Annotated in this window: 25 protein-coding genes and 1 pseudogene; 8 read left to right on the forward strand and 18 right to left on the reverse strand. The window is 38.7% G+C overall.

The genetic code is table 11. The features are described from left to right. Positions 1-89: 89 nt before the first annotated feature. From atpG to BUL40_RS01350, 16 genes are all read right to left on the reverse strand, one after another. Positions 90-950 (reverse strand): ATP synthase F1 subunit gamma, encoded by an 861-nt coding sequence (atpG, locus tag BUL40_RS01275; RefSeq protein WP_080317762.1) that lies wholly within the window; start codon positions 948-950, stop codon positions 90-92. A gap of 15 nt (positions 951-965) precedes the next feature. Further along, positions 966-2,546 carry a F0F1 ATP synthase subunit alpha gene (gene atpA / locus BUL40_RS01280; RefSeq protein ID WP_010516224.1) on the reverse strand — a complete coding sequence of 527 codons (1,581 nt, stop codon included), beginning with the start codon at positions 2,544-2,546 and terminating at the stop codon, positions 966-968. 2 nt (positions 2,547-2,548) lie between these two features. Further along, on the reverse strand, positions 2,549-3,088 hold the full coding sequence (gene atpH, locus BUL40_RS01285) for an ATP synthase F1 subunit delta (RefSeq protein ID WP_010516226.1): 540 nt from the start codon (positions 3,086-3,088) through the stop codon (positions 2,549-2,551). An 18-nt stretch (positions 3,089-3,106) separates the two neighbouring features. After that, on the reverse strand, positions 3,107-3,604 hold the full coding sequence (locus BUL40_RS01290; protein ID WP_010516228.1) for a F0F1 ATP synthase subunit B: 498 nt from the start codon (positions 3,602-3,604) through the stop codon (positions 3,107-3,109). A 91-nt stretch (positions 3,605-3,695) separates the two neighbouring features. Continuing rightward, positions 3,696-3,884 (reverse strand): ATP synthase F0 subunit C, encoded by a 189-nt coding sequence (gene atpE, locus BUL40_RS01295; RefSeq protein WP_004569351.1) that lies wholly within the window; start codon positions 3,882-3,884, stop codon positions 3,696-3,698. A gap of 37 nt (positions 3,885-3,921) precedes the next feature. Continuing rightward, positions 3,922-5,100, reverse strand: a complete 1,179-nt coding sequence (gene atpB / locus BUL40_RS01300) for a F0F1 ATP synthase subunit A (RefSeq protein WP_010516247.1) — start codon at positions 5,098-5,100, stop codon at positions 3,922-3,924. Positions 5,101-5,176: 76 nt separating this feature from the next. Next, positions 5,177-5,581 (reverse strand): DUF6168 family protein, encoded by a 405-nt coding sequence (locus BUL40_RS01305; RefSeq protein WP_080317763.1) that lies wholly within the window; start codon positions 5,579-5,581, stop codon positions 5,177-5,179. Positions 5,582-5,585: 4 nt separating this feature from the next. Then, positions 5,586-5,813 carry an AtpZ/AtpI family protein gene (locus BUL40_RS01310; RefSeq protein ID WP_010516249.1) on the reverse strand — a complete coding sequence of 76 codons (228 nt, stop codon included), beginning with the start codon at positions 5,811-5,813 and terminating at the stop codon, positions 5,586-5,588. Then, positions 5,791-6,213: a bactofilin family protein gene (locus tag BUL40_RS01315; protein WP_010516250.1), complete on the reverse strand. Its 423-nt coding sequence runs from the start codon at positions 6,211-6,213 to the stop codon at positions 5,791-5,793. Before BUL40_RS01315 ends, BUL40_RS01310 begins: the two co-directional genes overlap by 23 nt. Before the next feature lie 5 nt (positions 6,214-6,218). Beyond that, positions 6,219-8,765, reverse strand: a complete 2,547-nt coding sequence (gene porW, locus BUL40_RS01320) for a type IX secretion system periplasmic lipoprotein PorW/SprE (RefSeq protein WP_080317764.1) — start codon at positions 8,763-8,765, stop codon at positions 6,219-6,221. A gap of 73 nt (positions 8,766-8,838) precedes the next feature. Next, a complete protein-coding gene (locus BUL40_RS01325) occupies positions 8,839-9,546 on the reverse strand; it encodes an ABC transporter ATP-binding protein (RefSeq protein ID WP_080317765.1) in 708 nt (235 codons plus the stop codon). Positions 9,547-9,577: 31 nt separating this feature from the next. Further along, on the reverse strand, positions 9,578-11,047 hold the full coding sequence (locus tag BUL40_RS01330; RefSeq protein ID WP_080317766.1) for a DUF5687 family protein: 1,470 nt from the start codon (positions 11,045-11,047) through the stop codon (positions 9,578-9,580). A gap of 53 nt (positions 11,048-11,100) precedes the next feature. Further along, positions 11,101-11,805, reverse strand: a complete 705-nt coding sequence (locus tag BUL40_RS01335) for a hypothetical protein (RefSeq protein WP_080317767.1) — start codon at positions 11,803-11,805, stop codon at positions 11,101-11,103. After that, positions 11,790-12,527, reverse strand: a complete 738-nt coding sequence (locus BUL40_RS01340; RefSeq protein ID WP_080317768.1) for a hypothetical protein — start codon at positions 12,525-12,527, stop codon at positions 11,790-11,792. Before BUL40_RS01340 ends, BUL40_RS01335 begins: the two co-directional genes overlap by 16 nt. Before the next feature lie 22 nt (positions 12,528-12,549). Beyond that, positions 12,550-13,194, reverse strand: coding sequence for a hypothetical protein (locus BUL40_RS01345; protein ID WP_141239627.1), 645 nt, complete (start codon positions 13,192-13,194; stop codon positions 12,550-12,552). Further along, the gene (locus tag BUL40_RS01350) at positions 13,191-13,529 is read right to left on the reverse strand and encodes a PadR family transcriptional regulator (protein ID WP_080317770.1); all 339 of its coding nucleotides are present in this window, start codon (positions 13,527-13,529) and stop codon (positions 13,191-13,193) included. Before BUL40_RS01350 ends, BUL40_RS01345 begins: the two co-directional genes overlap by 4 nt. A 91-nt stretch (positions 13,530-13,620) precedes the next feature. Between BUL40_RS01350 and BUL40_RS01355 the strand changes: the two genes are divergently transcribed. Then, positions 13,621-14,670, forward strand: a complete 1,050-nt coding sequence (locus BUL40_RS01355) for a ferredoxin--NADP reductase (protein WP_080317771.1) — start codon at positions 13,621-13,623, stop codon at positions 14,668-14,670. A 3-nt stretch (positions 14,671-14,673) separates the two neighbouring features. On the opposite strand, the gene BUL40_RS01360 is transcribed toward BUL40_RS01355, so the two are convergent. Both BUL40_RS01360 and BUL40_RS01365 read right to left on the reverse strand, forming a co-directional pair. Continuing rightward, the gene (locus tag BUL40_RS01360) at positions 14,674-15,039 is read right to left on the reverse strand and encodes a hypothetical protein (protein ID WP_010516266.1); all 366 of its coding nucleotides are present in this window, start codon (positions 15,037-15,039) and stop codon (positions 14,674-14,676) included. A 68-nt stretch (positions 15,040-15,107) separates the two neighbouring features. Beyond that, positions 15,108-15,887: a patatin-like phospholipase family protein gene (locus BUL40_RS01365; RefSeq protein ID WP_010516269.1), complete on the reverse strand. Its 780-nt coding sequence runs from the start codon at positions 15,885-15,887 to the stop codon at positions 15,108-15,110. Positions 15,888-16,100: 213 nt separating this feature from the next. Here BUL40_RS01365 and BUL40_RS01370 point away from each other — a divergent pair, with 213 nt between their 5' ends. From BUL40_RS01370 to arsS, 7 genes and pseudogenes are all read left to right on the forward strand, one after another. Then, positions 16,101-16,778, forward strand: coding sequence for a TIGR04282 family arsenosugar biosynthesis glycosyltransferase (locus tag BUL40_RS01370; RefSeq protein ID WP_080317772.1), 678 nt, complete (start codon positions 16,101-16,103; stop codon positions 16,776-16,778). 41 nt (positions 16,779-16,819) lie between these two features. Next, positions 16,820-20,026 (forward strand): SusC/RagA family TonB-linked outer membrane protein, encoded by a 3,207-nt coding sequence (locus BUL40_RS01375; protein ID WP_080317773.1) that lies wholly within the window; start codon positions 16,820-16,822, stop codon positions 20,024-20,026. Positions 20,027-20,038: 12 nt separating this feature from the next. Then, complete coding sequence (locus BUL40_RS01380) at positions 20,039-21,493, forward strand: SusD/RagB family nutrient-binding outer membrane lipoprotein (protein ID WP_080317774.1); 1,455 nt, start codon at positions 20,039-20,041, stop codon at positions 21,491-21,493. 1 nt (position 21,494) lies between these two features. Beyond that, positions 21,495-22,874, forward strand: a complete 1,380-nt coding sequence (locus BUL40_RS01385) for an SLC5/6 family protein (protein ID WP_176465424.1) — start codon at positions 21,495-21,497, stop codon at positions 22,872-22,874. After that, positions 22,874-23,479, forward strand: a pseudogene (locus tag BUL40_RS01390) (metallophosphoesterase family protein); the annotation flags it as partial. The gene BUL40_RS01385 and the pseudogene BUL40_RS01390, both read left to right, overlap by 1 nt. A 246-nt stretch (positions 23,480-23,725) precedes the next feature. Continuing rightward, positions 23,726-24,061, forward strand: coding sequence for an arsenosugar biosynthesis-associated peroxidase-like protein (locus tag BUL40_RS01395; protein ID WP_010516278.1), 336 nt, complete (start codon positions 23,726-23,728; stop codon positions 24,059-24,061). Continuing rightward, positions 24,061-25,158 (forward strand): arsenosugar biosynthesis radical SAM (seleno)protein ArsS, encoded by a 1,098-nt coding sequence (gene arsS / locus BUL40_RS01400; protein ID WP_176465425.1) that lies wholly within the window; start codon positions 24,061-24,063, stop codon positions 25,156-25,158. Before BUL40_RS01395 ends, arsS begins: the two co-directional genes overlap by 1 nt. Positions 25,159-25,166: the final 8 nt, after the last annotated feature.

Genomic DNA, 25,166 nt, shown 5'->3' on the forward strand with positions numbered 1-25,166 from the left:
TTCTTATAAAGATAGAAAACCAAAATTAGTGCCAAACAAAAAAAGCCCCTGAAATATTTCAGGGGCTTTAGTAGAACAAAACGTTCTTATTAGTTGTTTAAAGCTTCTGCTCCACCAACGATTTCTAGGATTTCGTTAGTAATAGCTGCTTGTCTAGCCTTGTTGTACGTTAAGGTTAACTGGTCTCTTAACTCACCGGCATTATCTGTAGCCTTGTGCATAGCTGTCATACGTGCACCATGCTCACTAGCAAAAGAATCTCTAATTCCTTTGTACAATTGTGTTTTTAAGGACTTAGGGATTAACTGCTCAATAATCTCTGGCTTAGAAGGCTCAAAAACGTAATCTGAAGCAACTACATCACCTTCTGATGCAACCGGTACAATAGGTAAAAATTGCTCAGTGGTAACCACCTGTGTTGCGGCATTCTTGAACTTATTATAGATGATAAGTATTTTATCGTATTCACCGGCCACAAAACGTTGCATTAAATCTTCAGCAATTACTGCTACATTTTCAAAAGTTAAGTCATCAAAAATCGAACTATGGTTAGCAATTACCGTGTCTGCTTTAGTAAGGGCATCATTGGCTTTTTTACCTATGGCAACAAAGTCTACTTGCTTACCTTGATATTGTTGCTTTAAAGCTGTTGTTTGTTTAATGATATTAGCATTAAACGCACCACAAAGACCTCTGTTAGAAGTAATGGCAACAACCAAAACCTTATTAACCTCTCTGTTTTCTGCATAAGCACTGCCAGCATCACCTTCTAAACTAGCACTTAAACTTTGCAACAACTCCGTTAATTTATCTGCATAAGGACGCATAGCGGTAATGGCGTCTTGCGCTTTTTTAAGCTTAGCAGCAGATACCATTTTCATGGCACTGGTAATCTGCATGGTAGACTTTACCGATGAAATCCTATTACGTATTTCTTTAAGATTTGCCATCCTTTAGATTAAAATTTAAGCTTTATATTTTGCAGAAAGTTCTTTACTAACAGCTGTTAAAGTTTCTATAACCTCATCTGTAAGTTTACCTGCTTTTAAGGTATCTAAAACACCTCTGTGTTTAGCATTTAAGAACTCTAAGTAATCTCTTTCGAACTCTTTTACTTTATCTACCGGCACATCTCTTAGCAAGTTCTTAGAACCAGCAAAAATAATAGCCACCTGGTCTTCTACCGTAAATGGGTCGTTCTGCGCTTGCTTTAAGATTTCTACGTTACGCTTACCTTTTTCAATTACGTTTAAGGTAGCTGCATCCAAGTCAGAACCAAACTTAGCAAATGCTTCTAGTTCACGGAATTGTGCCTGGTCTAATTTAAGCGTACCAGATACTTTCTTCATTGATTTAATCTGGGCAGAACCACCTACACGAGATACAGAGATACCTACGTTAATTGCAGGACGTACACCTTGGTTAAATAAATCTTGCTCTAAGAATATCTGACCATCTGTAATAGAAATTACGTTGGTTGGGATATAGGCAGAAACGTCACCTGCTTGTGTTTCAATAATTGGCAATGCGGTTAAAGAACCACCTCCCTTTACGATTGGCTTTAACGATTCTGGCAAATCGTTCATGTTCTTTGCAATTTCATCATCCGCAATAACCTTAGCCGCACGCTCTAATAATCTTGAGTGCAAGTAGAAAACGTCACCAGGGTAAGCCTCACGTCCTGGTGGTCTTCTTAATAACAAAGACACCTCACGGTAAGCAACGGCTTGCTTGGACAAATCATCATAAACAATCAATGCGGGTCTACCCGTATCACGGAAGTACTCACCTATTGCAGCACCGGCAAATGGCGCATATACTTGCATTGGCGCAGGATCAGATGCGTTTGCGGCTACAATTGTAGTATACGCTAAAGCACCTTTTTCTTCTAAAGTTTTTGCAATTGCAGCAACGGTAGAAGCTTTTTGACCTACAGCAACGTAGATACAGTATACAGGTTCACCTGCATCATAAAATTCTTTTTGGTTTAGAATGGTATCTATACAAACGGTTGTTTTACCTGTTTGACGGTCACCAATAACCAACTCACGCTGACCACGACCAATAGGAATCATGGCATCAATAGATTTGATACCTGTTTGCATTGGCTCATTTACTGGTTGACGGAAGATTACTCCAGGCGCTTTACGCTCTAGTGGCATCTCATAAGTGTCTCCAGAAATTGGACCTTTACCATCTATAGGGTTACCTAAAGTATCTACAACACGACCAACGATACCTTCACCAACTTTGATGGAAGCAATACGTTGTGTACGCTTAACAGTAGCACCTTCAACGATTTCTTTTGAAGGACCTAAAAGTACCACACCTACGTTATCTTCTTCTAAGTTTAATACGATACCTTGCATACCGCCATCAAACTCTACCAACTCACCATATTGTGCGTTAGATAGACCGTAAACACGTGCAATACCATCACCTACTTGAAGTACAGTACCCACTTCATCTAAAGAAGCAGATGCTTCAAATCCCGATAATTGCTCTTTTAAGATTGCTGATACCTCAGCTGCTTTTACTGCTGCCATTGTTATAGACTATTTGTAAATTCCCTTTTTAAACTTTTTAATTTGCTTGCTACACTTGCATCGTATTGCAAGTCGCCCACACGTAGCACAAAACCACCAACCAAGGCTTCGTCAACCTTGTTTTCCAAGGTTACTTTTTTGCCGGTTAAACTAGCTACTTGCGCTAATATTTTATCTTCCAATGCTTTTGTTAAAGGCACGGCAGATGTTACATATGCCACATCTTCCCCTTTACGTTGCTCGTATTGGGCTATATATTTTAAAGCAACCTCGTTCAACAAATCCAAACGTTTGTTGGCCATTAAGGTGTCTAATAAACCCATGGTTATTTGACCACCATCTTTAAAGATAGCTTTTAAACTAGCTTTTTTGATTTCTGACTTTACGACAGGGCTGGAAAGAACTTGTTTAAGTTCATTGCTTTCTGCAATAGTAGCAATGATATCTTTCATGTCTTTCTCTACCTTATCAGCGGCCTTTTGCTCCATGGCAAAATCTAGCACCGCCTTGGCGTAACGTGTAGCTGCTCTTGAATCGCTCATAGGATTCTTTTCTTACTATTAATTTAATTTGATATCACCCAACATGTTTTCTACAAGCTTTAATTGCTTGTCTTTGCTGGACAATTCTTCTTTGATAACTTTTTCTGCGATATCTACAGAAAGGGTAGCCACTTGTGATTTAATTTCAGCCATAGCCGCTTTCTTTTCGCTTTCAATTGCAGCTTGTGCTTGAGCAATCATCTTATCACCTTCTACTTGAGCTTGCTCTTTTGCGTCAGAAATCATTTTCTCTTTGATTTCTCTAGCTTCCTTCAACATAGATTCGCGTTCTGCTCTAGCCTCTTGCAACAATCTATCGTTATCTGCTTGCAAGTTTTGCATTTCTTTACGTGCGTTTTCGGCAGCATCTAATGCATCTTGGATTCCTTTTTCCCTTTCATTCAAAGATTGCATTATTGGTTTCCATGCAAATTTTGCTAGCAAGAAAATCAACACCAATAAAATGATGGCTTGCATTACAAATAAGCCCGGTGAAAAATCGTTTAACAAATCCATTTTAAAATACTTTTATCAATTATTATTTAATCGCAAATGTTTTAAAAACACCTCCTGCAACCAACCGTTGCAGGATAAGTGTTCTTTGTAATTACTTTCCTAGGATCAACGCACCAAAGGCCAAACCTTCTAAAAGTGCACCGATGATGATCATCGCAGTTTGGATTTTACCAGCTGCTTCTGGTTGACGAGCGATACCTTCCATCGCTTTACCACCAATCTGACCCAAACCGATACCACCACCGATAACGATTAATCCAGCTCCAATTAAGTTGTACATAGTAATTGACTTTATAAATAATTAAACAATAATAATTCTAAACAAAATTTTCCCTAACGTCTTCCACATCAGAAACCTCATGGCCATGTGCGTCGTGCTCATGTTCATGGTCATGCTCCGCAACCGCCATTCCAATAAACAAGGCAGAAAGCATTGTAAAGATAAACGCCTGTAAAAACGCCACCAACAATTCTATTACCGTAATGAACAAGGTTAACACAAAAGAGATTCCCGTAGAGCCTACAGCTCCAAAAGAAGATTTAAGCAATATCATTAACGCAATTAAGCTCATTACCACAAAGTGGCCTGCAGTAATATTGGCAAACAAACGAATCATCAAAGAGAATGGTTTTGTAAACATTCCCAAGATTTCAATTGGCATTAAAATAATTTTCATGGGTACTGGTACGCCCGGCATCCAGAAAATATGTTTCCAATAATCTTTATTAGCGCTAAATTGAACTATCAGAAATGTAAATAAGGCCAAACAAAACGTTACAGCAATATTACCCGTTACATTAAAACCAAGCGGCGTCATCCCCAATAGGTTCAACACCCAAATGAAGAAAAATACGGTTAACAAGAATGGCATAAAGCGTTGATACTTTTTCTCGCCAATGTTAGGCCTTGCAATCTCGTCCCTTACATACAACACCAATGGCTCTAAAATGCGGCCAAAACCGGTTGGTACACTTTTGTTTTTGTATTGCTTTGCTAAAGAAGCAAAAGCCCACACCAACAATAAACCAGCCAACAACATACCAAATACACCTTTGGTAACAGAAAAATCTAAAACCTTGTGAGCGTTGGTAGGGTGGTGTGCTTCATCAAAAGCAACTTCTGTTGCCCCTTTATCTAACTCGTATATTTTTTCGTGAATCTTTACAAATCTAGACCCTCCTTTTTCTACAATCACGTTTCCTGCATCATCATGATGAAAAGCAGAAGACATGAACGTTTGCAATCCGTTACTAGACCAAACAATTACAGGTAACGGAAAGCCAATGTGCTTACGTTCCCCGTGAGAATCTGTATAGGAAAACAAATGAAAGTCGTGCGCATCTTTAAGGTGATGCTGAATGTACTCGTTAACCTCTTCCTTGGTATTTACCTCACCACCATGGTCAGTAGCATGTTCTTTGTCAGAAATGGCAAATGATTGAACGGATACAAACAGTGCAAAAAGCAAACTAGTAATACCTAGATTTTTCTTCATCATGATAAATTTCAAAAATGAGGCTCGTCAAAATTTTGCGCAAAAGTAATACATCTTGCTGTAATCCAAACCATTTTCATCGAATATTGTTTGATGTATCTATTTTGGTCAAGATTTTTGCGATGAAATACACCTCCAACAATAGACTTAAGAAAAAGGGAATCAGCAAAGAAAGTAATTCAGATTTGGGTGTTTCTTCTTCGGCAAACAAAGGTTCTTTAAACAATAAAACAAACAGGCCCATTTTTACAAACAACATGGCCAGGTATACAATTCCTAGCGAATTTTTTAAACTGTCTTGTTTGGATAGAAATTGAATGGATAATACCAAAACCAGCGAGAACGTAAAGTGGAATAGGTACGTATTGGTTAAAAAAGCCTTAAACGGACCATTTTCCAAAAAAAAATTGGTGTGCAATCCATAAGCTAGGATGGCTACACCAATAAATAATGCGATTATTTTAAAAGCTTGCTTCAACATAGTGCTATTTACTCATGTCTATGGCCTTTTTAATTACCAAGCCCATAGCCATAAAAACAGCCAGCAAAGTTATAATTTCTTCCCAATAGGCTGTTACAAACTTTTGATCCAACCATTCCCCTAACAAATTACCTAAATAAATGGTGACTCCCATTTGAATAGCTACTCCAGAGAAACTGGCAATATTTTTTAATAGTTGTTGGCGCTCGTTAAGAGGCTTTTGCTGGTTCATTTTGTTTTGGCTGCTGGGTACGCTGTGCATTTGGATTAGGTTTACCCATGGTACAGGTAGCGTTAAAAGTAGCTCCTGGTTCTACGGCAAGTTTTGCCACATTTACGGTACCCTCAATTTTTGCGTCACTTTTTAAGGATAATAATTCAGACACATATAGCTCACCATCAAAATTACCTTCTATGTCTGCATTTACGCATTCTACTTTACCTTTTATTAGGCCTCCTCTACCAATAACTACCTTACCAGAAGTTTTTACGTTACCCTCTAATTTGCCATCTATCCTAAAATCGGCCTCAGAAGTAATATCTCCTTTAATTACAGTGTTTTTTTCTATTCGGTTGGGCTGACCACCACCAAAGCCCTCATTTGGGCGTGGCTTTTTGTTGTCTGAAAACATTTTACTCACGGTTTTGGGGTTAAAATTTGTTCTTTATACGTTTCTAAATTTTTATGGACTAGGATAGTTTGGTAGTTCTTTGATAAAATTACGAAATTCTTATCCTTTATTCTGTAATCCTTATTGTTTTTTATCAGTTCTGCAAACCCTAAGGCAAAGTCTTTAGATTTAAAGCCGTGCACTACTACAAACTGGTCTTCTAACGTGTAGATATCTTTGCTTACCGCATTTTTATATCGAAGATCTTTTACCGCCGCTTCTAATCGCTCTTTTAATGCTAGGGCTGGTTCATTATTTGAAATTTTAAAGGGAAATACCACCTTCCAATTTCCGGTACCCGTTGCACCCGTTTCCGGGCTAAATTCTTTATTGGCCAACTTAGGTAACTGTTCCGCAACTATTTGTTCTGCTTTTTTACCTTCTGGATTATTTGGATACGTTAAAGCCACATAGTTAAGCGCCTCCTTAAAGGGTTCAAACCCTTGTAGGCGCCCTATGGCATTTGCCTTGAGCAGTTCAAACTTAGGTACAATAGGATCGCCCGTAAATCTATTGATCCATTCTTGGGATTGTGTAATTACTTCTATAAATTTTTGTTCTTGATATAGTTTAAAAAGTTGTGCATATCTAGCATCCGGACCTTCCTCGTTTACATCTAGAACCGCTTGTGGGTTTAACAACAACTCTGCATACCTACTACCATCATGATTGCGGATAATGTCTTGTTTCATTCCATTAGCAAGAGGACTACCCTCTTCCTCATAAATTTTATACAAATTATACTTAGAAGGTAGTATAAGGCGCTCTTCTGGATTACCTTTAAGAACACGCTCTAGTTTACCTGCGGCCAATAGATTCTCTTTAAACTTTTCCTTGTAAATAAGGCCTAGCTGGTAATTGGCAAAATTGCGTTCTGCCACAAGGCTATCTATTGTTTTTGTGTCTGTTGGTACTTGGCTTAAGTAATAATCTAAAGAAAACTTTTCGTTTTCTGGTACTGCCACATCTGTACTTGTTACAGCCTCTCCTGTTGCTTCGGATATGGCCACTGTATTTTTATTGCTCCAACGCCAATTGTCTTCTAAAGTACGTTCTCCCCATTGGGTCCTAAAAGTAGTTTTGCCCTTGCCCAAGCTTACCACATTGTAGAAATAGAACTTACCTTGATTTTGTTTGCCACCAGAAGAAGCTGCGAATTGCGCAAAACCGGCATTAGCTCTTTTCTCCTTCTCTTTTTCTAGCGCCTCTTCTTTAGCTTTTAAGTCTGCAATATAAGCCTCAAAGTACGTTACCCGCTCCTCTTCTGGCATGTTATAAACAGTAATAACACTGTCTGCATGCGTTACAATGTCCTCGTAAGCAATTACATCCTCTAGATTATCAAACTTTTTCTTTATAGTTCTGTACTTTCTAGTGTTTTCCATTAGATTTTGTAGTACACTATCATAATAAGAACCTGCCTGTTTGTAGTTGTTTAAATCAAAATTATAAGCTGCAAGTGTTTCGTAATTAAACGCATTGAGTTTTCTATCGTTCTGGGTAGCCTTGATTGATTTGTTAAAATAGACCAAAGCCAAACTATCCGAACCTGTTTCTAAATGATAATTTCCAATTTGATGGTAAATTTTATCTAAAAACGGACGATTTTCACGATTTTCTTCTAAATCCGTAAGGTACTCCAGTAAGTATTCTTCATTTTCTGGGGTAACCTTGGTATTTAAAATCTTTTTAAGGTGCGCATTGATCATATACACCCTAGGCGATTTCCTGTTTAATGCAATTACCTTGTCAAAGGCGTAGTTTGCACTGTCTTTAAACCCTAGTTGATTGTAAAGCTGCCCAATTATGAATAAATAGCGCCCACGCTCCTCATTCTTTTTGGTGTAAGCTTGTGCAATCTTAAGTTTTTGTATTGCGGTATCTTTAATTGCAATATCTAAATAAGATTGTGCCATTACGGCATTGGCATCTGCATATTCTTGGTCTTTTAACCGTTCGAACTTTTGTAAGCGCTTAAGGTTTTTGATAGCCAACTCTGGATTGCCCAAACGCATGTTGGTTTTTTCTCTCCAAATAGTTGCCTCATTGAGCTTGTCACTAGACTCGTATTTCTTTAGAACGTAATTGAACGCTTCTAAAGCAGGAATGTATCGCTCATCAAAATAACGGGCTTTACCCAAAAGCAAGAAGGCTTCATCTGTTTGTGGGTTGCGCTCTAAATCTTGTATGTCCATACTATGCTTTTGTATGGCCTTGGTAGCTTTTTCTTCTGCCCTTAAAAAGTTTGGGTTGTTATCTTCTGAATCTAGTTTTACCTGATCCGAAACTTCTAGCCGCTCTACGGGTAATAAATCCCAAAAATCATCTTGATAATTAGCGTTTAATTCTGCTCTTCCTTCCTCAAAAGCAATGTTACCATTGTACAAGGTATTGTACTTGGTATTTAGTGCATGCCAGTTTCTGTTTATAAAGGTGTCTTTTTTGGTAGAACACCCAATAACAGCTAACAAAGCCACTAACGGAACGTAATTTTTAAAAGTATGAAGCTTCAACTTGTTGCAATTCTGTACCTATGCATAACTAAAAAAATAGCTATTTAGTATAGGCTTTATCGATAAAATGCAACTACACCAATTCTTCCCCCGCAAAAAACTGTTCCAATTCTTTTAATGTTGCTTCAGAAGTGGCAATATCTTTTACAATTTCGCCCTTATTCAATACCACAATTCGTTCACAAACCTCTGTTACATGAATTAGATCGTGACTAGAAACCAGTACGGTAACATTTTCTTTTGCCGCAAGTTCCTTAATAATTCCTTTTAACCGAATTTGTGTTGTTGGATCCAAATTTGCAAAGGGCTCATCTAAAATCACTACCTCTGGATTACCTATAAAACTTGCTACAATTCCTACTTTTTTCTGATTTCCTTTAGATAAATCGCGCAGATACTTTTTCTGACCCAAAATCTCCCCATGGAAAAAGTCGCTAAATTGGGCTAGGTGGGCATTAACGTCTGCCCTGTTCTGCCCCCGAAGTTCTCCAATAAAGTAGAAATATTCTTCCGGAGTTAGATAACCAATTAAAAAACTCTCGTCTATAAATGCTGCCGTAAATGGTTTCCAAGCTTCACTTTGGTCTACTTGTATTTGGTTGTTAACAATATGGCCGGTTGTTGGTTTAATCAAATCTAGTAGCGCACTAAACAACGTAGTCTTACCCGCGCCATTATTACCCACTAAGCCAAAACTTTGACCTTTTGGTATTTCTAGTGAATCTATATTTAAAACGGTATTGACTCCGTAGGTTTTTGTAAGGTTGGTGGCTGTAATCATGTTTTTTATATTTTAGGATTGATGCTATTATTTATTTCTGCTTGTAGGCCAATAAGGTTTTGTATTTCTCTTTTTTGTAAATGCCTTCTATCATTTTAAAAGCCTTCTCTTTAAAAACAAAACCCAAAAGACCTGTTAGGGCTACTAGAACATAACCTATTAGTGGACTCACTAAAAAATGACCAATGGTGTATACTACAATAGGTAAAAGCAATTTAGGAAGGGTAAGTAAGAGGGTTTTTGCATTAAAGGCTTGTTTGTCCCCAAACGCTTTCTTGTTCGAGGTTAGGTCTATAGGCGTTTTTACATAAGCACCACCCCACAATACCATGTAGCTGTTAACGCCCAAATTATAAACTCCCCCAACCAAAACAGCGGCATACGCTTCCCACCCAAAATAGAGATAAAATATACCCAAGAAGGTAGAGATAACCGTGGCTATGTTTACCAAGTACCACTTAGAGTTTAGGTAATCCTTGTATTGTATGTTCTGGCTCATCATTAAAGGATAGTAACTACTGTCCCAGCTGGGAACATATTGTCCAAATCCAAACATAAAACCGCCGGTCACAAAAATACCCGCAAAGATTTTCATAAAAGGGTTGTCATATGCCTCTATACCACCTGTAAAGAACAGAAGGCCATAAAACAAGAACAGAAAACTCATTAGTACCGCCGTTTTGGCCCGTTTGTTTCGGCGTATTAGTTTAATATCATTTTTTAAAAAAGTACCTAACGTTCCGTAACGATTTAACCAATCGTATTCTTGAGTGTTAACGGCTACAGATTTTTTAGCCAAACCGCCATCCAAGTACATTCTGTTCAAAAAATAGTAGAATGCGGCAAAATATAAACCGATAGTTAAAATCCAAGGTATTATTGCTGTCCAAGGCAAATCGTAAAAAGCATCAAATATGGGTTGAGTATACAGGGTAATATCTAGCCAGCTGTAATATTGTGCCGCACCCAACAATGCAAATACGGCCAAAAAGGAATAAAAGACTGCATCTCTATTGTTGGCCAATATGTTAATGAAGTTGTTGGCATATATTAATGCCATAATACCCAAATGCCACCCTAGGACATTTAAAAAAGGATAATCGTTCATCAAAAGAATGATACTAAAGGGTATAAAAAAGAAAGCATGTGTCCAATTAAAAAAAGAACTTATCGTTTTGCCCAAGGTAAAGTTGACAATCTGACTTTTCTTTATGGGTAAATATAGCATTGGCTTTATGTTGGCTACCGGCATTTTTTGCAACATGTACCTAAACGCAAGGTCTATGACCCAATAGTAGATTAGGTATTTGTTTACAACCCTTAGCGGGTCTCCAAGATTGGCTTTATCCAAAAAGAAATAAGCGCCTATACCAAAGCCTAGAAGATAAATAGCTACAAAGAATGCACCAAGACCCATTAGGATTTTTATCCATAATTCGGTTTGGAAAGAAGCTTTTCTAAAAAAAGATTTCCATTGAAGGTTTAGTAAACGTTTAAACATGGTTGGTGGTGTTGTTTGGTTCTATGAGTAGGTAATTTACATTAATTGTTACATTAGTATACCAATTTGTATTCTGGATACACTTCGGCCAATAATTCTTCTGCCTTAGCAGGTATTATGTATGCACTTAAGATATAGAGCAGTACAGAAACAACAACTAATGCGGACCATAACAGCAATCCCCAATTGGTGTCTAATAATCCAAGTGAATTATTAAAATTTAGCAAATGAATGGGTAACAAAATTACTTGTAAGTATGCTCCTAAATTAAATATCAATTCTTCTAGCAACCACTTTTTAGGTTTATTATTTAGCTGTTTTTTTAAATGGAATGTTCGGATTAGTGCAACACTGGCCAATACCATAAAAAGACCTACTAAAATTTCAAACTTAATGGCATTTAGAATCTCTGACCCTAATACGATATAGAGCAAAAAAATTGCTCCCATTACCAAAATAATATTGGGAATTGAAAACCATTCATTAGTATAGCGCCAAAGTAGCCGTCTATATCTTTTATTCATAGCGGCGGTTTTCTTTTCTACCACCTCCATAAAGCCAAACACTCCAAATTTTTTAAATTCTATCTCCAAACACTGCTCAAAGGAACGTTCTGGATAACCGTTCCATTGCGCTTCTATGCCCTGAGCCAAATGGTCTACCAATTCTATTTGTACATCCAAATGTTCTACATAATGTGAACGCACGAAGCTGTGTAGCGTTTCTATTTGATTTTGATTTACTAAACGCTTTTCCATCTATTATAAATTGCTTTCTGCTTGGATATATAATTTGTGGTGATTTTATATTGGGTTATACCAAATACAAGTCCAAAAAAACCAACTACCATCCAGCCAGCGGTGGTCATTTCCAACCCAAAGCTTTTTGGCATAAATGATAACATATTAAACATGTGAAGTGGAAACATGGTGTAAACCCCTAAAAGATTGGCACCAAGATGCTGACGCTTTTTACCTATAAAAAATATGCTATATGCCATAGGAATAAGCGATAACGCTAAAATTGGTACAAAAACTGCTAACTTTAATTGTTTAGGAGTAAAATTTAAAGACTCTAAATAATAAAGCCCAAAGACGTACAATAATATGAATAGGAGGTATTTAGGCTGTTTAAAGATTTTTAATACAGTACTACCAAAGGCCTTTCTAAACCCAATATTTAGTTGTTTCTGCTTGTCTTTAATCAGCCTTTCAAATCCCGAATGGTCTGCGTAAATAGAAGTTTCAAAAATCCATTGGGTATTCTCTTTATTTAACTTTCGCTTTTGTGGTCTATTTCCAAATGAAACATGCACTTGCATCATAGCAGCATCAAAACTTACACCCATGCTCATCTTTTCCTCAACCTGTGTGGCTATGTGATCAATTAGCTCCGCGCGAACATCCCAATATTTAACCTTGTTCTGTATTAGGTAGGTTTCTATAAATGCTATTTGTTCTTGTGTCAACGTTTTTTTCATTTTAAAGAAATACTATGGCTTTTTACGTTTTAGCTAAAAGCGTATTAGTTTGCTTTCTTTTCAAAAAAAACAATCTTAAAAAAGCAGCTATAGCCGTAATTAAAAAAGCAGTTAAAATATTAGCAACTAACGGCCACTTTAACAAAAAATAACTATCATCTACCCAAAGGTTAAAATACAAGTTCATTGCATACGAACTAGCTACTAAGGGCCAAGCCAGCATTTCTAGACTAGAAATTCGATACCTTTTTTTGGGCAACGTTCCAAAAAAATAGACCAAACCAGCACTAATTATAGCAATCCAGACTGATTGCGCATAGGGAAACGGGTCTGTAGAAAATTTGTTCCACATATAAATAACTGTAACCGCAACGCAGAAAAAAATTAGAAACTTAGGAGTTATTATTTCTTTGCCAAGTACTAAAAAAGACGTTTTTTGCAACCGTTTTTTAAATAGCTCGTAATTTCTTTCTAATCCTTTTTTATTAACCACCATATAAGATTTAAAGGCATCATAGAATTCTAAGTCATGTTCTTCCATGCTTTTTTCTATTGCACTGGCAACATGGTCTATTAATTCTAAGCGAACATCTAAATAATCAAATCCAGAATTACGCAAGTAGTTATCTATAAAATTTAGTTCATCCTTGTCTAAATGTTGTATCATAACAATTTCCATTTAGGATTCAATAAGGTTTCCATACTGCGTATAAATTCTTCCAACTCCGCCAGACGATTCACCGTTTCCTTTTCGCCTTGCTCTGTTAATTTATAGTATTTGCGTAAACGGTTATCCACTTTGGCCACCTCAACATCCAACAAACCTTCTGCTTCTAATTTATGAAGTGCCGGGTACAAGGCACCTTCGGTAATCTTTAGCTCGCCTTTTGTTAATTGTTTTACTTTCTGGGTTATTTCGTACCCATACATTTTACCCTCCTCATCTAACAATTTTAGGATGATGGTACTCAAACTCCCTTTGTACAACTTTGAATTTGCCATATCCAAATATACATAAATTTCTTATGCATAAGTTTTTTAGGTATTAAAATTAGTGTTAGCTTTCCTTAGCTTTGCAAAAAATTTATTTGCTATGAGCGATTTTCATCCATTATCCGTTGCTGCAGTAACCAATTTAACACCAAATTCGGTTGCATTAACTTTTAATGTTCCAGAGAACTTAAAGGAAACTTTTTCTTTTACCGCGGGGCAATACATCACTATTAAAAAAACAGTGAATGGTAATGAGGTAAGAAGAGCCTATTCTATCTCTTCTGCTCCTAGTTCTGGCAAATTAACGGTTGGTATTAAAAAGGTTGAAGGGGGTACTTTTTCTGTCTACGCCAACGATGAAATTAAAGTGGGTGATGTTTTAGAAGTAATGCCACCAGAAGGTCGTTTTGTATTTGAACCGAGCAACCAAACAAAACATGTTTCCGCCTTTGCCGCAGGTAGTGGTATAACTCCCATAATTTCTATAGCTCAAACGGTTTTAGAAAGTCATGAAGAAAATACGTTTGTTCTTGTTTTTGGCAACCAAACGCCAGCAGAGACCATGTACCATACCGCCCTTTTAGAATTAAAAGGGCAGTTTCAAAGCCGACTACACATAGAATGGGTGTACAGTAAAAGCACCGAGCCCGATTGCCTTTTTGGGCGTATTGAAAAATCTACCGTAAATCTTATCCTTAAAAACAAATTTAAGGATACCACGTTTGATGCCTTTTACCTATGTGGTCCAGAAGCGATGATAAATACGGTATCCGATACGCTAAAAGAGGGCGGTATAGCTGCAGATAAAATTCATTTTGAATTGTTTACCTCTTCGGAAACGGAAGACACCTTGGCCCAAAATTTAGAAGGCGCTACCCAAGTTGAGGTTCTCCTAGATGATGAGACCTTCAAATTAAACGTGGAAAAGAAAACCATTCTTTTGGATGCCATTTTAAAAGAAGATATAGATGCGCCGTATTCTTGCCAAGGCGGCGTTTGTAGCAGTTGTATTGCGCGCGTTACGGAAGGTAAGGCAGAAATGGTGAAAAATCAGATTTTAACCGATGGGGAGATAGCAGAAGGTTTAATCCTAACCTGCCAAGCCCATGCCACCACGCCAACTTTAAAAATAGATTTTGACGATGTGTAAAGCTTAATTTTTAAGCTGCGTAAAGAGTTGTTCAAGATTGGTAAATTCTTTCTTTACCTGGCTTACACCAATAGCACCACCCGAAAATCCAGAAGTTGCTTTAATCAATTGCAACTTGGCTTCGTTTTGCCCGTTAAATTCTATATATAATTGTAGTTTAAAATATTTATAGAAAGCACCTAAAAGAATGCGCAAAATTCTGTTGCCCTTTTCATAGGTACCATTGCTTTTATCGCCTTGGATTAACTGGTAACCACGATTCGCCAATAGTTGGTGCACTTGTTGCGTAAATTCCTCTTGTTCTACCTCAGAATAATAGAAAGTTTTCTGATTTTTTACATCGGGGTCTCTTTTTACTAAAACAGCCATTGGTTTTCTTTTTTGATGGTGTAAAACTAACGCGGTTTACCATCGTATGGTATCCCTGAAAACCGGGTTTATGGCTTGTTCTTATCTAAATAAGCATCCATAGCAAAGTTGGCGGCATCATAGCCAATGGTAAACGCTTTTTCTATACCTTTTTTGTCTAAAACGCCTATTTGGTCTAACTGCGCTGGCTCTATCAAAATATCGCATTCACAAATTTTTTCCCTACAAGAAGCGTAAATCATAAGGCCTGTTATACGGCTCGTAAGTTGCAGTGAATTGCTCAGGTCCTTTTTTTGTAATTTACCATTAACCGATACATTACTGCCAACGACTAAATCGGCACCTTGCTCTACATATTCTTTTGGAAAATTGTTCATGATTCCACCGTCTGCGTACAATACCTTATCTATTTCTACAGGACTAAAAACGGGAGTTAAAGCTGCGGAAGCCAGCAAGGGCATAATTAACGCCCCCTGGTTAAAAACCTTTTCTGTTCCTTGTAACAGATCCGTTGCCACCACATGTAAGGGAATATTTAACTGTTCAAAAGAATCATGCGGAAAAAATTGTTGAAAAACACTAAAATAACGTTCGGTATCTATAAGTCCCGGTTTGCCAATAGCAAAAAAACTGTACTGGAACAAGGGTGTCTCTTTAAAGAAGGCCAGCATTTCGTCTATGCTATTGCCATTAGCGTATAAGGCGCCAACCAAGGCACCAATACTTGCGCCGGCTACGCTCTGGGCTTTTACTCCTCGCTCTTGCAATACTTTTAATAAGCCAATATGGGCCATGCCTCGAATGCCTCCGCCAGATAAAACCAGTCCTATTTTCTTTCCAGTAAACATGAAGAAATTTTATAGGTTAAAAGTACTGTTTCACAACTAATTATTTTGCGCTTACAGTTTAAAAAAAAGTTTTGTTTAATTTTTCTTCAACAGTAAAACCTTAATTAAAATAACTCCGTAGGTAACAAAAAAGAAACAAGAATAGATTTTTAAGAAAAAACCTGTAATTTAAATTCAAGTATTACGAACCAATACCCATAACAAACGTTTAGTTTGCATAAAAAAGCCAATCATACCGCTATTTTAATCTTTGCACAAAGTGCAAAATTAGAAGCCTTACGTAAACCCATTCGTAATGGTGAGCTGGTATTTGATGCCTTAAACAAGCAAACGCTTTCCATAGTCCAGGCCACTGGCTTACCCTATTTGGTTTGGGACGAAGAAAAACAAATTGGCGAAACCTTTGCCGAACGTTTTTCTAACGCATTACAGGCCGTTTTTGACAAGGGCTATAAAAATGTAATTTCTATTGGCAATGATAGCCCTAATCTAACAGTATCCAAACTTAAACAGGCCTACAAGCAAATCTGCAAGGGCAAAACAGTTTTAGGTCCTTCTGCGGATGGCGGCGTCTACCTAATTGGTATTCATAAAGACCATTTCAGATACAACGATTTTAAGCGCTTGCCTTGGGAACGTATTTCGCTTTTTAAACGTATTTCCGAATCCTTTGGCTTAGCCGGTGAAATTCATCAGTTAGAAACTTTGACCGATGTTGATTCGGAAACTGATATTCTTGAGATACTCCAAAAACCCATCACCCAGTCTTTAAAAAGAGCCTTAGTGCTTGGCTTATCCAGACAAGCAGCCCCTAAAACGTACACACACCTTAGCTATATAACACACTACCTGTCTACCTTCTATAATAAAGGTTCTCCACAGTTTAACTAAACTGGCCCCCTACCTATATTTAAGAAATCTCAACATCACAAATGAAAAATATACTTTTGGGTATATTGTTGTGCGTTTGCACGATTACCCATGCACAAATCAATATAAGCGGTACGGTTACCGATGCCAATCAGGAACCCTTACCCTTTGTCAATATCTTACTTTTACAATCTACAATTGGTGCTACTACAGATACCAATGGCAACTTTTCTATGGAACTACCCGCAGAAGGTGGTCAGTTGCGTTTTTCGCTATTGGGCTTTACGTCCAAAACGATAACCATTACCAGTGCTAGTAACAACCTCAACATTACATTAGAAGAAAGCTCAGAACTGCTCAATGAGGTTGTTTTGACCGCACTTGGTTTGGAACGAGAAACCAAAGAATTGGGTTATGTAGTACAAAGTTTGGATGCCCAAGGGGTAACCGAAGTAAAATCGGTAAACTTTTTAGATAACCTAACCGGTAAATTAGCCGGGGTAACCATTAACCAAGGGCCAACGGGCGTAGGGTCTTCTAGCCGCATTAGCATAAGGGGCGAAGCTTCCTTCAGCAATAACAACCCACTGTTTATCGTAGACGGCGTACCTATAAACAACAACACCGTTTTTAACTTTACCAATGAGGCGGCAGCTGGTTTTCAAGAGGTCGATTTTGGTAACGGTGCCATGGAGGTAAATCCAGATGATATTGAAGAAGTATCCATTTTAAAAGGCCCAAGTGCCGCGGCATTGTATGGCACAAGAGCAGCCAATGGCGTTGTGGTGATAGCTACTAAAAACGGTAGCCAAAGCAAAGGATTGGGCATCAGCTACAACACCAGCCTATTTTTGGAAAGTGCTTTTCAGTTGCCGGACTTTCAAAACAGCTACGGCCAAGGAAATTCTGGCCAATTTGAATACGTAGATGGTCTTGGCGGCGGTATTAATGACAATATTACCTACAGTTGGGGACCGCTCTTAGACCAAGGTACTTTGATTCCCCAGTTTGATAGTCCTGTGACCCTTGCTGACGGCACGGTAGTTCGCGGTGGTGATACTGCGCTTTACAATGGTTTGCCCATTACGGCAACACCTTTTGTTTCTAACCCAGATAACCTCAAGGATTTTTATGAAACCGGTACCACTTTCATCAACAACTTGGCTATTTCTTCCGGATTTGATAAGGGCAGTTACCGTTTGTCGTTTACCGATTTGCGTAGCGAAAGCATCATTCCGGGAGTAAATTTGGACCGCCAAACGGTTGCTGCTCGACTCAATTTTAGACCTACGGATAAGCTTCAAATTAATTCATCCATCAACTATGTAAATTCGCAAAGCGATAACCGCCCCTCTAATGGTTACGGTTCTGAAAATGTAAATTATTCTTTGGTGGCATGGGGTCCACGTTCCCTAAACATTGATAATCTTAGGAATTACTGGCAACCTGGCCTAGAGGGTAGACAGCAATATTCTTTTAACTATACCTTTTTTGATAACCCCTTCTTTATTCTACATGAGAATCGAAACTCGTTTAACCGAGATCGAGTTTTTGGGAATGTTTCGGCAAAATATCAGATTACCCCACAACTTTCCGCTACGGTGCGCAGCGGTATGGATTATTCCGATGAAACCCGGCAACTGCGGCGAGCTTATAGCTCTAACCGCTTTCAAAACGGAGGTTATGCGGAACACGACGTGTTTTTTAGAGAAATCAATACAGACTTTCTTTTAAATTATACCAATCGTTTTAACGATTTTAAAGTGGCTATTTCTTTAGGTGGTAACCGATTGGACCAAAAAGCATTCACGAGCCAGTCCCAAACCACCAGTTTGGCACAACCAGGTATTTTTAGGTTAAGTAATGCAGCATCCCCAGTTGAAGTATTTGAATTTGAATCCAACAAACGCATCAACAGCTTGTATGGTTTGGCCAAAATAGGTTACAAAGATTTTCTGTTTTTAGATATTACCGGTCGTAATGATTGGTCTAGTGCCTTGGCTACGCCATTTTCGGTAGACAATGTTTCGTTTTTCTATCCATCCGTGTCTTCTAGTTTTATTCTTTCGGAGGTTGCAGCACTGCCTTCAGCTATTTCGTTGTTAAAACTTAGGGCCAGTTGGGCACAAGTAGGTAACGATACCAATCCTTACCAAACTTCCGGTGCTTTTGTGGCACAGACCCCTTATTTAGGACAAGCAACGTTTAGTGAACAGAATTTTATCGCCAATCCCAACCTACGTCCGGAGCAAACCTCCGCAGTAGAATTTGGGGCCGATATTCGTTTTTTTGGCGACCATTTAAATTTTGATGTTTCGTATTACGATGCACTGACCAAAGACCAGATTTTATCACTGCCCATCGGTATTGCCTCGGGCTTTGGCCAACAAGTAGTAAATGGTGGTGAAGTGCGTGCCAAAGGGTTAGAAGTTATTTTAAATGCTACGCCAATAGTTACCGATAATTTTAAATGGAACAGCACCTTGAATTTTAGCCGTTCTAGAACTACCGTAGAAGATTTGCCACAGGAGGATGGGCGTTTAACCTTGGCGTATTCGCGTATTTACGATAGTCAAAACCAAACGGTATTTTTACAAGTGGAAGAAGGCGGCCGTATTGGCGACTTGTACGGCACGGGCTATTTAAGAAATGAAAATGGCGATTTTATCCTAACGGAAGAAGGCCGCTACATCCCAGATAATAACTTACAAAAACTGGGTAATTACAATCCAGATTTTATGCTAGGGTTCAACAATCAATTTAGCTATAAAAATTGGGATTTGGGCTTTCTGTTAGACTGGCGTCAAGGGGGTATAATCGTATCCCGTACGCGTGCTTTAGGCAATGTGGGCGGTCAGTTGGCAGAAACCGCATTTAGGCCAGAAGAAGGTATTGTGCCACAAGGCGTAGTTAACACCGGTACGGCAGAAAATCCTGTTTATGTAGAAAATACGGTAGCGGTAACCCCAGAAAGTTACTACCGCCAGTTTTATGACCGTAACCATGAAGAAAACAATGTGTATGATGCTTCCTTCTTAAAGATACGCCAAGTAGCCTTGGGCTATACGTTTAAAAACTTGAGTTTTTTACAACAAAATGCCAGTTTGCGCCTATCGTTAATTGGTCGTAATCTGTTTGCGATTACAGAAAACCCACATTTTGACCCCGAGCAATTTGCCGTACAGGGTAATGGATTCATAGGTGGTGTAGAAGACATGTCTTACGCCACCACCAGAAGCATCGGTTTTAAAGCAGGTTTTAATTTTTAAGAAGGTATCCAAATGAAAAATAGAAATAAAACAATTAGTATAGTATTTACTTTGGTACTTTCTACCGCTTTATTCCAAGCTTGTACCAAAGATTTTGAAGGCATCAACACCAACCCCAATCAGCCAATTGCTGTAGAACCCAATTTGTTGCTTCGCCAAGTTATTTATGATTATGGCGAACAAATGTCTTATGAGGGTTTTACCGCTGGTAATTTGTTGGGGCAGTATAGCACCGCCTTAGATTTTAATCTTTTTGACCGTCACGATTTAAAATCTCCTCAGTTGGGGGGTAATCCTTGGCCAATTATTTACAAAAACCTAAGGGATAATGAGTCCATTTTAGAACTGGCTCTAGAAAATCCTACCCATGAAGTTTATGAAGGTCCGTCTAGGATATTAAAAGCCTATATGGCGATGGCCCTGACGGATTTGTTTGGAGATGTTCCTTACTATGAGGCTTTCCGAGGTGATGCAGCTACGGTTACACCTTCCTATGACGCACAAGAAGCCATTTACTTAGGCGAAGAAGGCATTCTGGATAATATTGATAAAGGTATTACCGCCTTAGAAAATTATGAGGGTACCATTGCTTTGGAAGGCGATATTTTATTTGAAGGCGATTTAGAGGGATGGATTCGCTTTGCGAATTCTTTAAAACTAAAAGCTTTGGTACGTATCGGCAGTCAACAAGACCCAAGTACGGAATTGCAAGCGTTGTTCGATGCGGGAAATTTTATCTCCCTGAACGAAGAAAATGCAGTGTTCGATTTTACCAACGGAGAACCCAATAATTTTAGACTGGCGCGCTTGCGTATTGGCGACTTTAACAATTTTGTGCTTTCCGAAACTATGGAAGATATTTTAAAGGATTTGGAAGACCCACGCATAGCCACTTTTTATAGACCTTTTGCCAATAGTGATTCCGCAGAATTTAACGGGTTACTCAACGGTATCGATGCCTCACAAACCTCTATTAACTTAGCGGATTATTCATTGGCAGGAACCATTTTTAGGGAGGAAACTGGCAGATTAGACGCCAATTTCATGACGGCATGGGAAACCCATTTTTTATGGGCAGAAGCAGCCGAACGTGGGTGGATTACCGCCAATAGTACAGCATTGTACAACACTGCCGTTACCCAAGCCTTTGCCTATTGGGGCACCGATTTGCCCGAAAATTATCTAACCGGGCCTGCCGCTTTAGCCAATGGCGATGCCCTGCAGCAAATCATCACCCAAAAATGGATTGCCAATACTATTAATGGGTATGAAGGTTGGATAGAATTTAGAAGAACCGGGTTTCCACAGTTACGAACAATATCCGCCAGTTTAAATAACGATGTAATTCCCGTTCGTATGCCTTATCCAGCAGAAGAGCAGGCACTAAACGCAGAAAATCATGAGGAGGCGGCGGCCAATACCAATGATAACAGTATAAATACCCCCGTTTGGTGGGATAACGATTAACATGCGGCCCTATTTAGACATAGCACTTTTAAATCTTAACCCCGGTAGTATTGGTGTACTACAATGGGGGTTGGTGCTTTTGTCCAGCTTGGCATTCATCCTATTATCACCACTAGCCAAAAATACCGAACAGTTTTTTAAGGCTCAGGTCAACCATAAAGCGCCCAATACCTTTATGCTTATGGGTAGCTTGGTTATCTCTTGGATATTTGCCAAAAGCATTACCAATGCGGCCAATTTGGGATTGGCCTATGGTTTGGTAGGCGGTGTTGCCTATGCGGCTTATTACCTTAGTTTTATAGTTGCTGGTTATGTTATTTACCAAATGCGAACCAAAGGCGGCTTTACCAGTATACACCAATTTTTGACTACCCGATTTGGTAAAGGCGCCATGTTCTTGTTTTCGGTTCTTATCGCTATTCGGCTTTTTAACGAGGTATGGAGCAATACCATGGTCATTGGTTCCTATTTTGGAGAAATGGGTAGCCTGCCCTATTACAGTTCCATCCTAGTTTTTACGGTGTTAACATTAATCTATGCCTTGAAAGGGGGATTGAGTAGTAGTATTTTTACGGATGCAATTCAGATGGTCCTATTTGCTGTTTTACTGTTTGTGGTACTAAGCACTATTTTTTCATCGGAGTATAATTTTACACCAGTTACGGTAATTACTTCTGGAGAGTGGAAATGGGAAATGGGAATAAACCTTCTTCTAGCGGCCGTGTTACAATCATTTAGTTATCCCTTTCACGACCCCGTGTTAACAGACCGTGGCTTTATTAGTAAGCCAAAAACAACCTTAAAAGCCTTCTTGTGGGCAGGCTTGGTAGGCGGACTATGTATTATACTCTTTAGTATAATTGGCATATATGCACAACAACAAAATATGGAAGGCCAAGCTGCCGTGCAGGTAGCCAAAGCTTTTGGTGCTATTATCTTATTGGTCATTAACTTTATTATGATCACCTCTGCAGCTTCAACACTGGATTCTACCTTTTCTTCTTTTTCCAAACTCGCCTCCTTAGATTTGAATTTGGGAACAAGCTTAAGCTTTGGCAGATGGGCAATGGTGGTCATTGCTGTTTTAGGTACGTTACCCATTTTTATGAATGCAGAAATTTTATCGGCCACTACCATTAGTGGTACCATGGTTATTGGCCTAACACCCGTTTTTGTGCTTTGGAAAAAGAAAGTTTCTACTGCCAACTACTACTTGAGTGTTATTGGTGGTCTAATCTTTGGATTTTTATTGGTTTTTGGGGTGTTCCCAAACACCCTCATTTTTACCCATGGCAAATATGCCGATTTACTTTGGGTTAATTTTTGGGGAATTCTCGTGTGTTTCCTCTTATATTTAATACCGCTATGGAGAAGAAAATAATGCATTTGGAGGTCCAAACGGACCGTATATTGGTATTTGGTGGGGTTTACAGCAACCTACAAGCATTGCAAGAGCTAAAAAGCATTGCAGAAGCAGAAGGTATTGCGCCAGAACACTGCATTTGTACAGGAGATATTGTGGGTTATTGCGCGCAACCAGAAGAAACTGTTCAGCTGTTTAGAGAATGGGGTGCATTGAGTATTTCTGGGAATGTGGAACAGCAGTTGGCAGACGGAAGCGACGATTGTGGCTGTGATTTTACCGAAGGTAGCCGATGCGATGTTTTTTCCAGAACATGGTTTCCTTTTTCAAAAGAGCAGTTATCCAAAGATGCTATCGAGTGGATGGGAACGCTTCCAGAACATCTAAAATTCACGTTTGCTGGTAAAAAAATTACCGTAGTTCACGGTTCATACGAACAGGTGTCCGACTTTATATTTGAGTCCACTTCAGTAGATAAAAAACAGGTCAGTTTTAATGCATCGCAAAGCGATGTTATTCTAGGAGGGCATTCCGGATTGCCCTTTCATCATGCATTTGAAAATAAATTGTGGTTAAATCCTGGTGTTATTGGTATGCCGGCGAATGACGGTACCCCGCGTGTTTGGTATATGCTGCTAGAAGAGGTAGAGGGCAAATTAAAATATACCCATCGTTCTTTTGAATACGATTACCACACGGCAAAGCAACTAATGCACATCAACTTTTTACCCGAAGCCTACGCAGATACGCTGCAGACCGGACTTTGGGACAATATGGAAATCTTGCCCGAATTAGAAAAAATGGCGCAGGGCATACCTATCGATTTTAATACAAATTCAAACATAAATAAAAACACAAAACAAAATACCATGGCAAATAACTATTACGACCCAGCAGACTTAAGAAAATTTGGAAAAATAACCGAATGGAGCGAAGAGCTTGGCACCAAATTTTTTGACTATTACGGTAAGGTTTTTGAAGAAGGCGCACTAACTGCTAGAGAAAAGTCTTTAATTGCCTTGGCTGTTTCTCACGTGGTAAAATGTCCATATTGTATAGATGCTTACACAAAAGATGGTCTACAAAAGGGAATTACCAAAGAAGAAATGATGGAAGCCGTGCATGTTGGCGCTGCCATAGAAAGTGGAGCCACCTTGGTACATGGTGTACAAATGATGAACAAATACAATAAACTATCGCACTAATGGAAAAGAGTATCATGAATGACCTGAAAAAGGCGAAAAAACCCAAGTTAAAAACGCTACAAGCCAGGGAAAACGACCTTGCGCAACCCAATAAGCAGTTGGCGATATTAAACGGAGGTCTATTTGCCGATGGTGAATTACCTTATTTTAAGGATAAAATTAGTGAGATTGGACAATTTCCGCTTCGCCCTAATAAATTGGAAATTCTACAGATAAACGTAGGGTATATGTGCAACATTACCTGTGAGCATTGCCATGTAGATGCGGGCCCTACCAGAAAGGAAATCATGACGGTGGAAACCATGGAGCAATGCCTAGAGGTGATAAGAAATACGGGGGCGCATACCTTGGATTTAACTGGCGGTGCACCAGAGATGAACCCTAATTTTAGATGGTTTGTAGAAGAGGCTTCCAAAGCTGGTATTAAGGATTTTATCGTGCGGTCTAATTTGTCCATCATTTTGGCCAATCCAAAGTTTAACGACCTGCCAGAATTCTTTAAAAAACACAATGTACACGTTGTATCTTCCCTACCACATTATACCCGTGGAAAAACAGATAAACAGCGTGGCGACGGGGTTTTTGACAAATCGATTAAAGCCTTACAACTTTTAAATGAGGTGGGTTATGGAATGCCTGATAGTGACTTACGCTTGGATTTGGTTTACAACCCATCTGGAGCCTATTTACCTGGCGACCAAATGGCATTGGAACGTGATTTTAAAAAGGCACTGGACGAAGATTTTGGTATTCAATTTCATAACCTTTTTGCGATAACCAATTTGCCTATCTCTCGTTTCTTGGATTATTTAATAGCATCGGACAATTACGAGGAATATATGTATTCTTTGGTAGAAGCTTACAATCCGTCTGCAGTGAGCAGTGTTATGTGTACCAATACCATTTCCGTTAGTTGGGATGGTTGGCTTTATGATTGTGATTTTAATCAGATGTTGGGCTTAAAAGTGGCCAATAAAATAAAACACATTAAAGACTACAATGAGGATTTGATTAATGATAGGAATATCATCATTTCCCAGCATTGTTATGGTTGTACCGCAGGAGCGGGGAGTAGTTGCCAAGGAACGGTGGCGTAAGAGCGTAT

Origin of the sequence: Croceivirga radicis, assembly GCF_002072105.2 — a bacterium.
Classification (GTDB): Bacteria; Bacteroidota; Bacteroidia; order Flavobacteriales; family Flavobacteriaceae; genus Croceivirga; species Croceivirga radicis.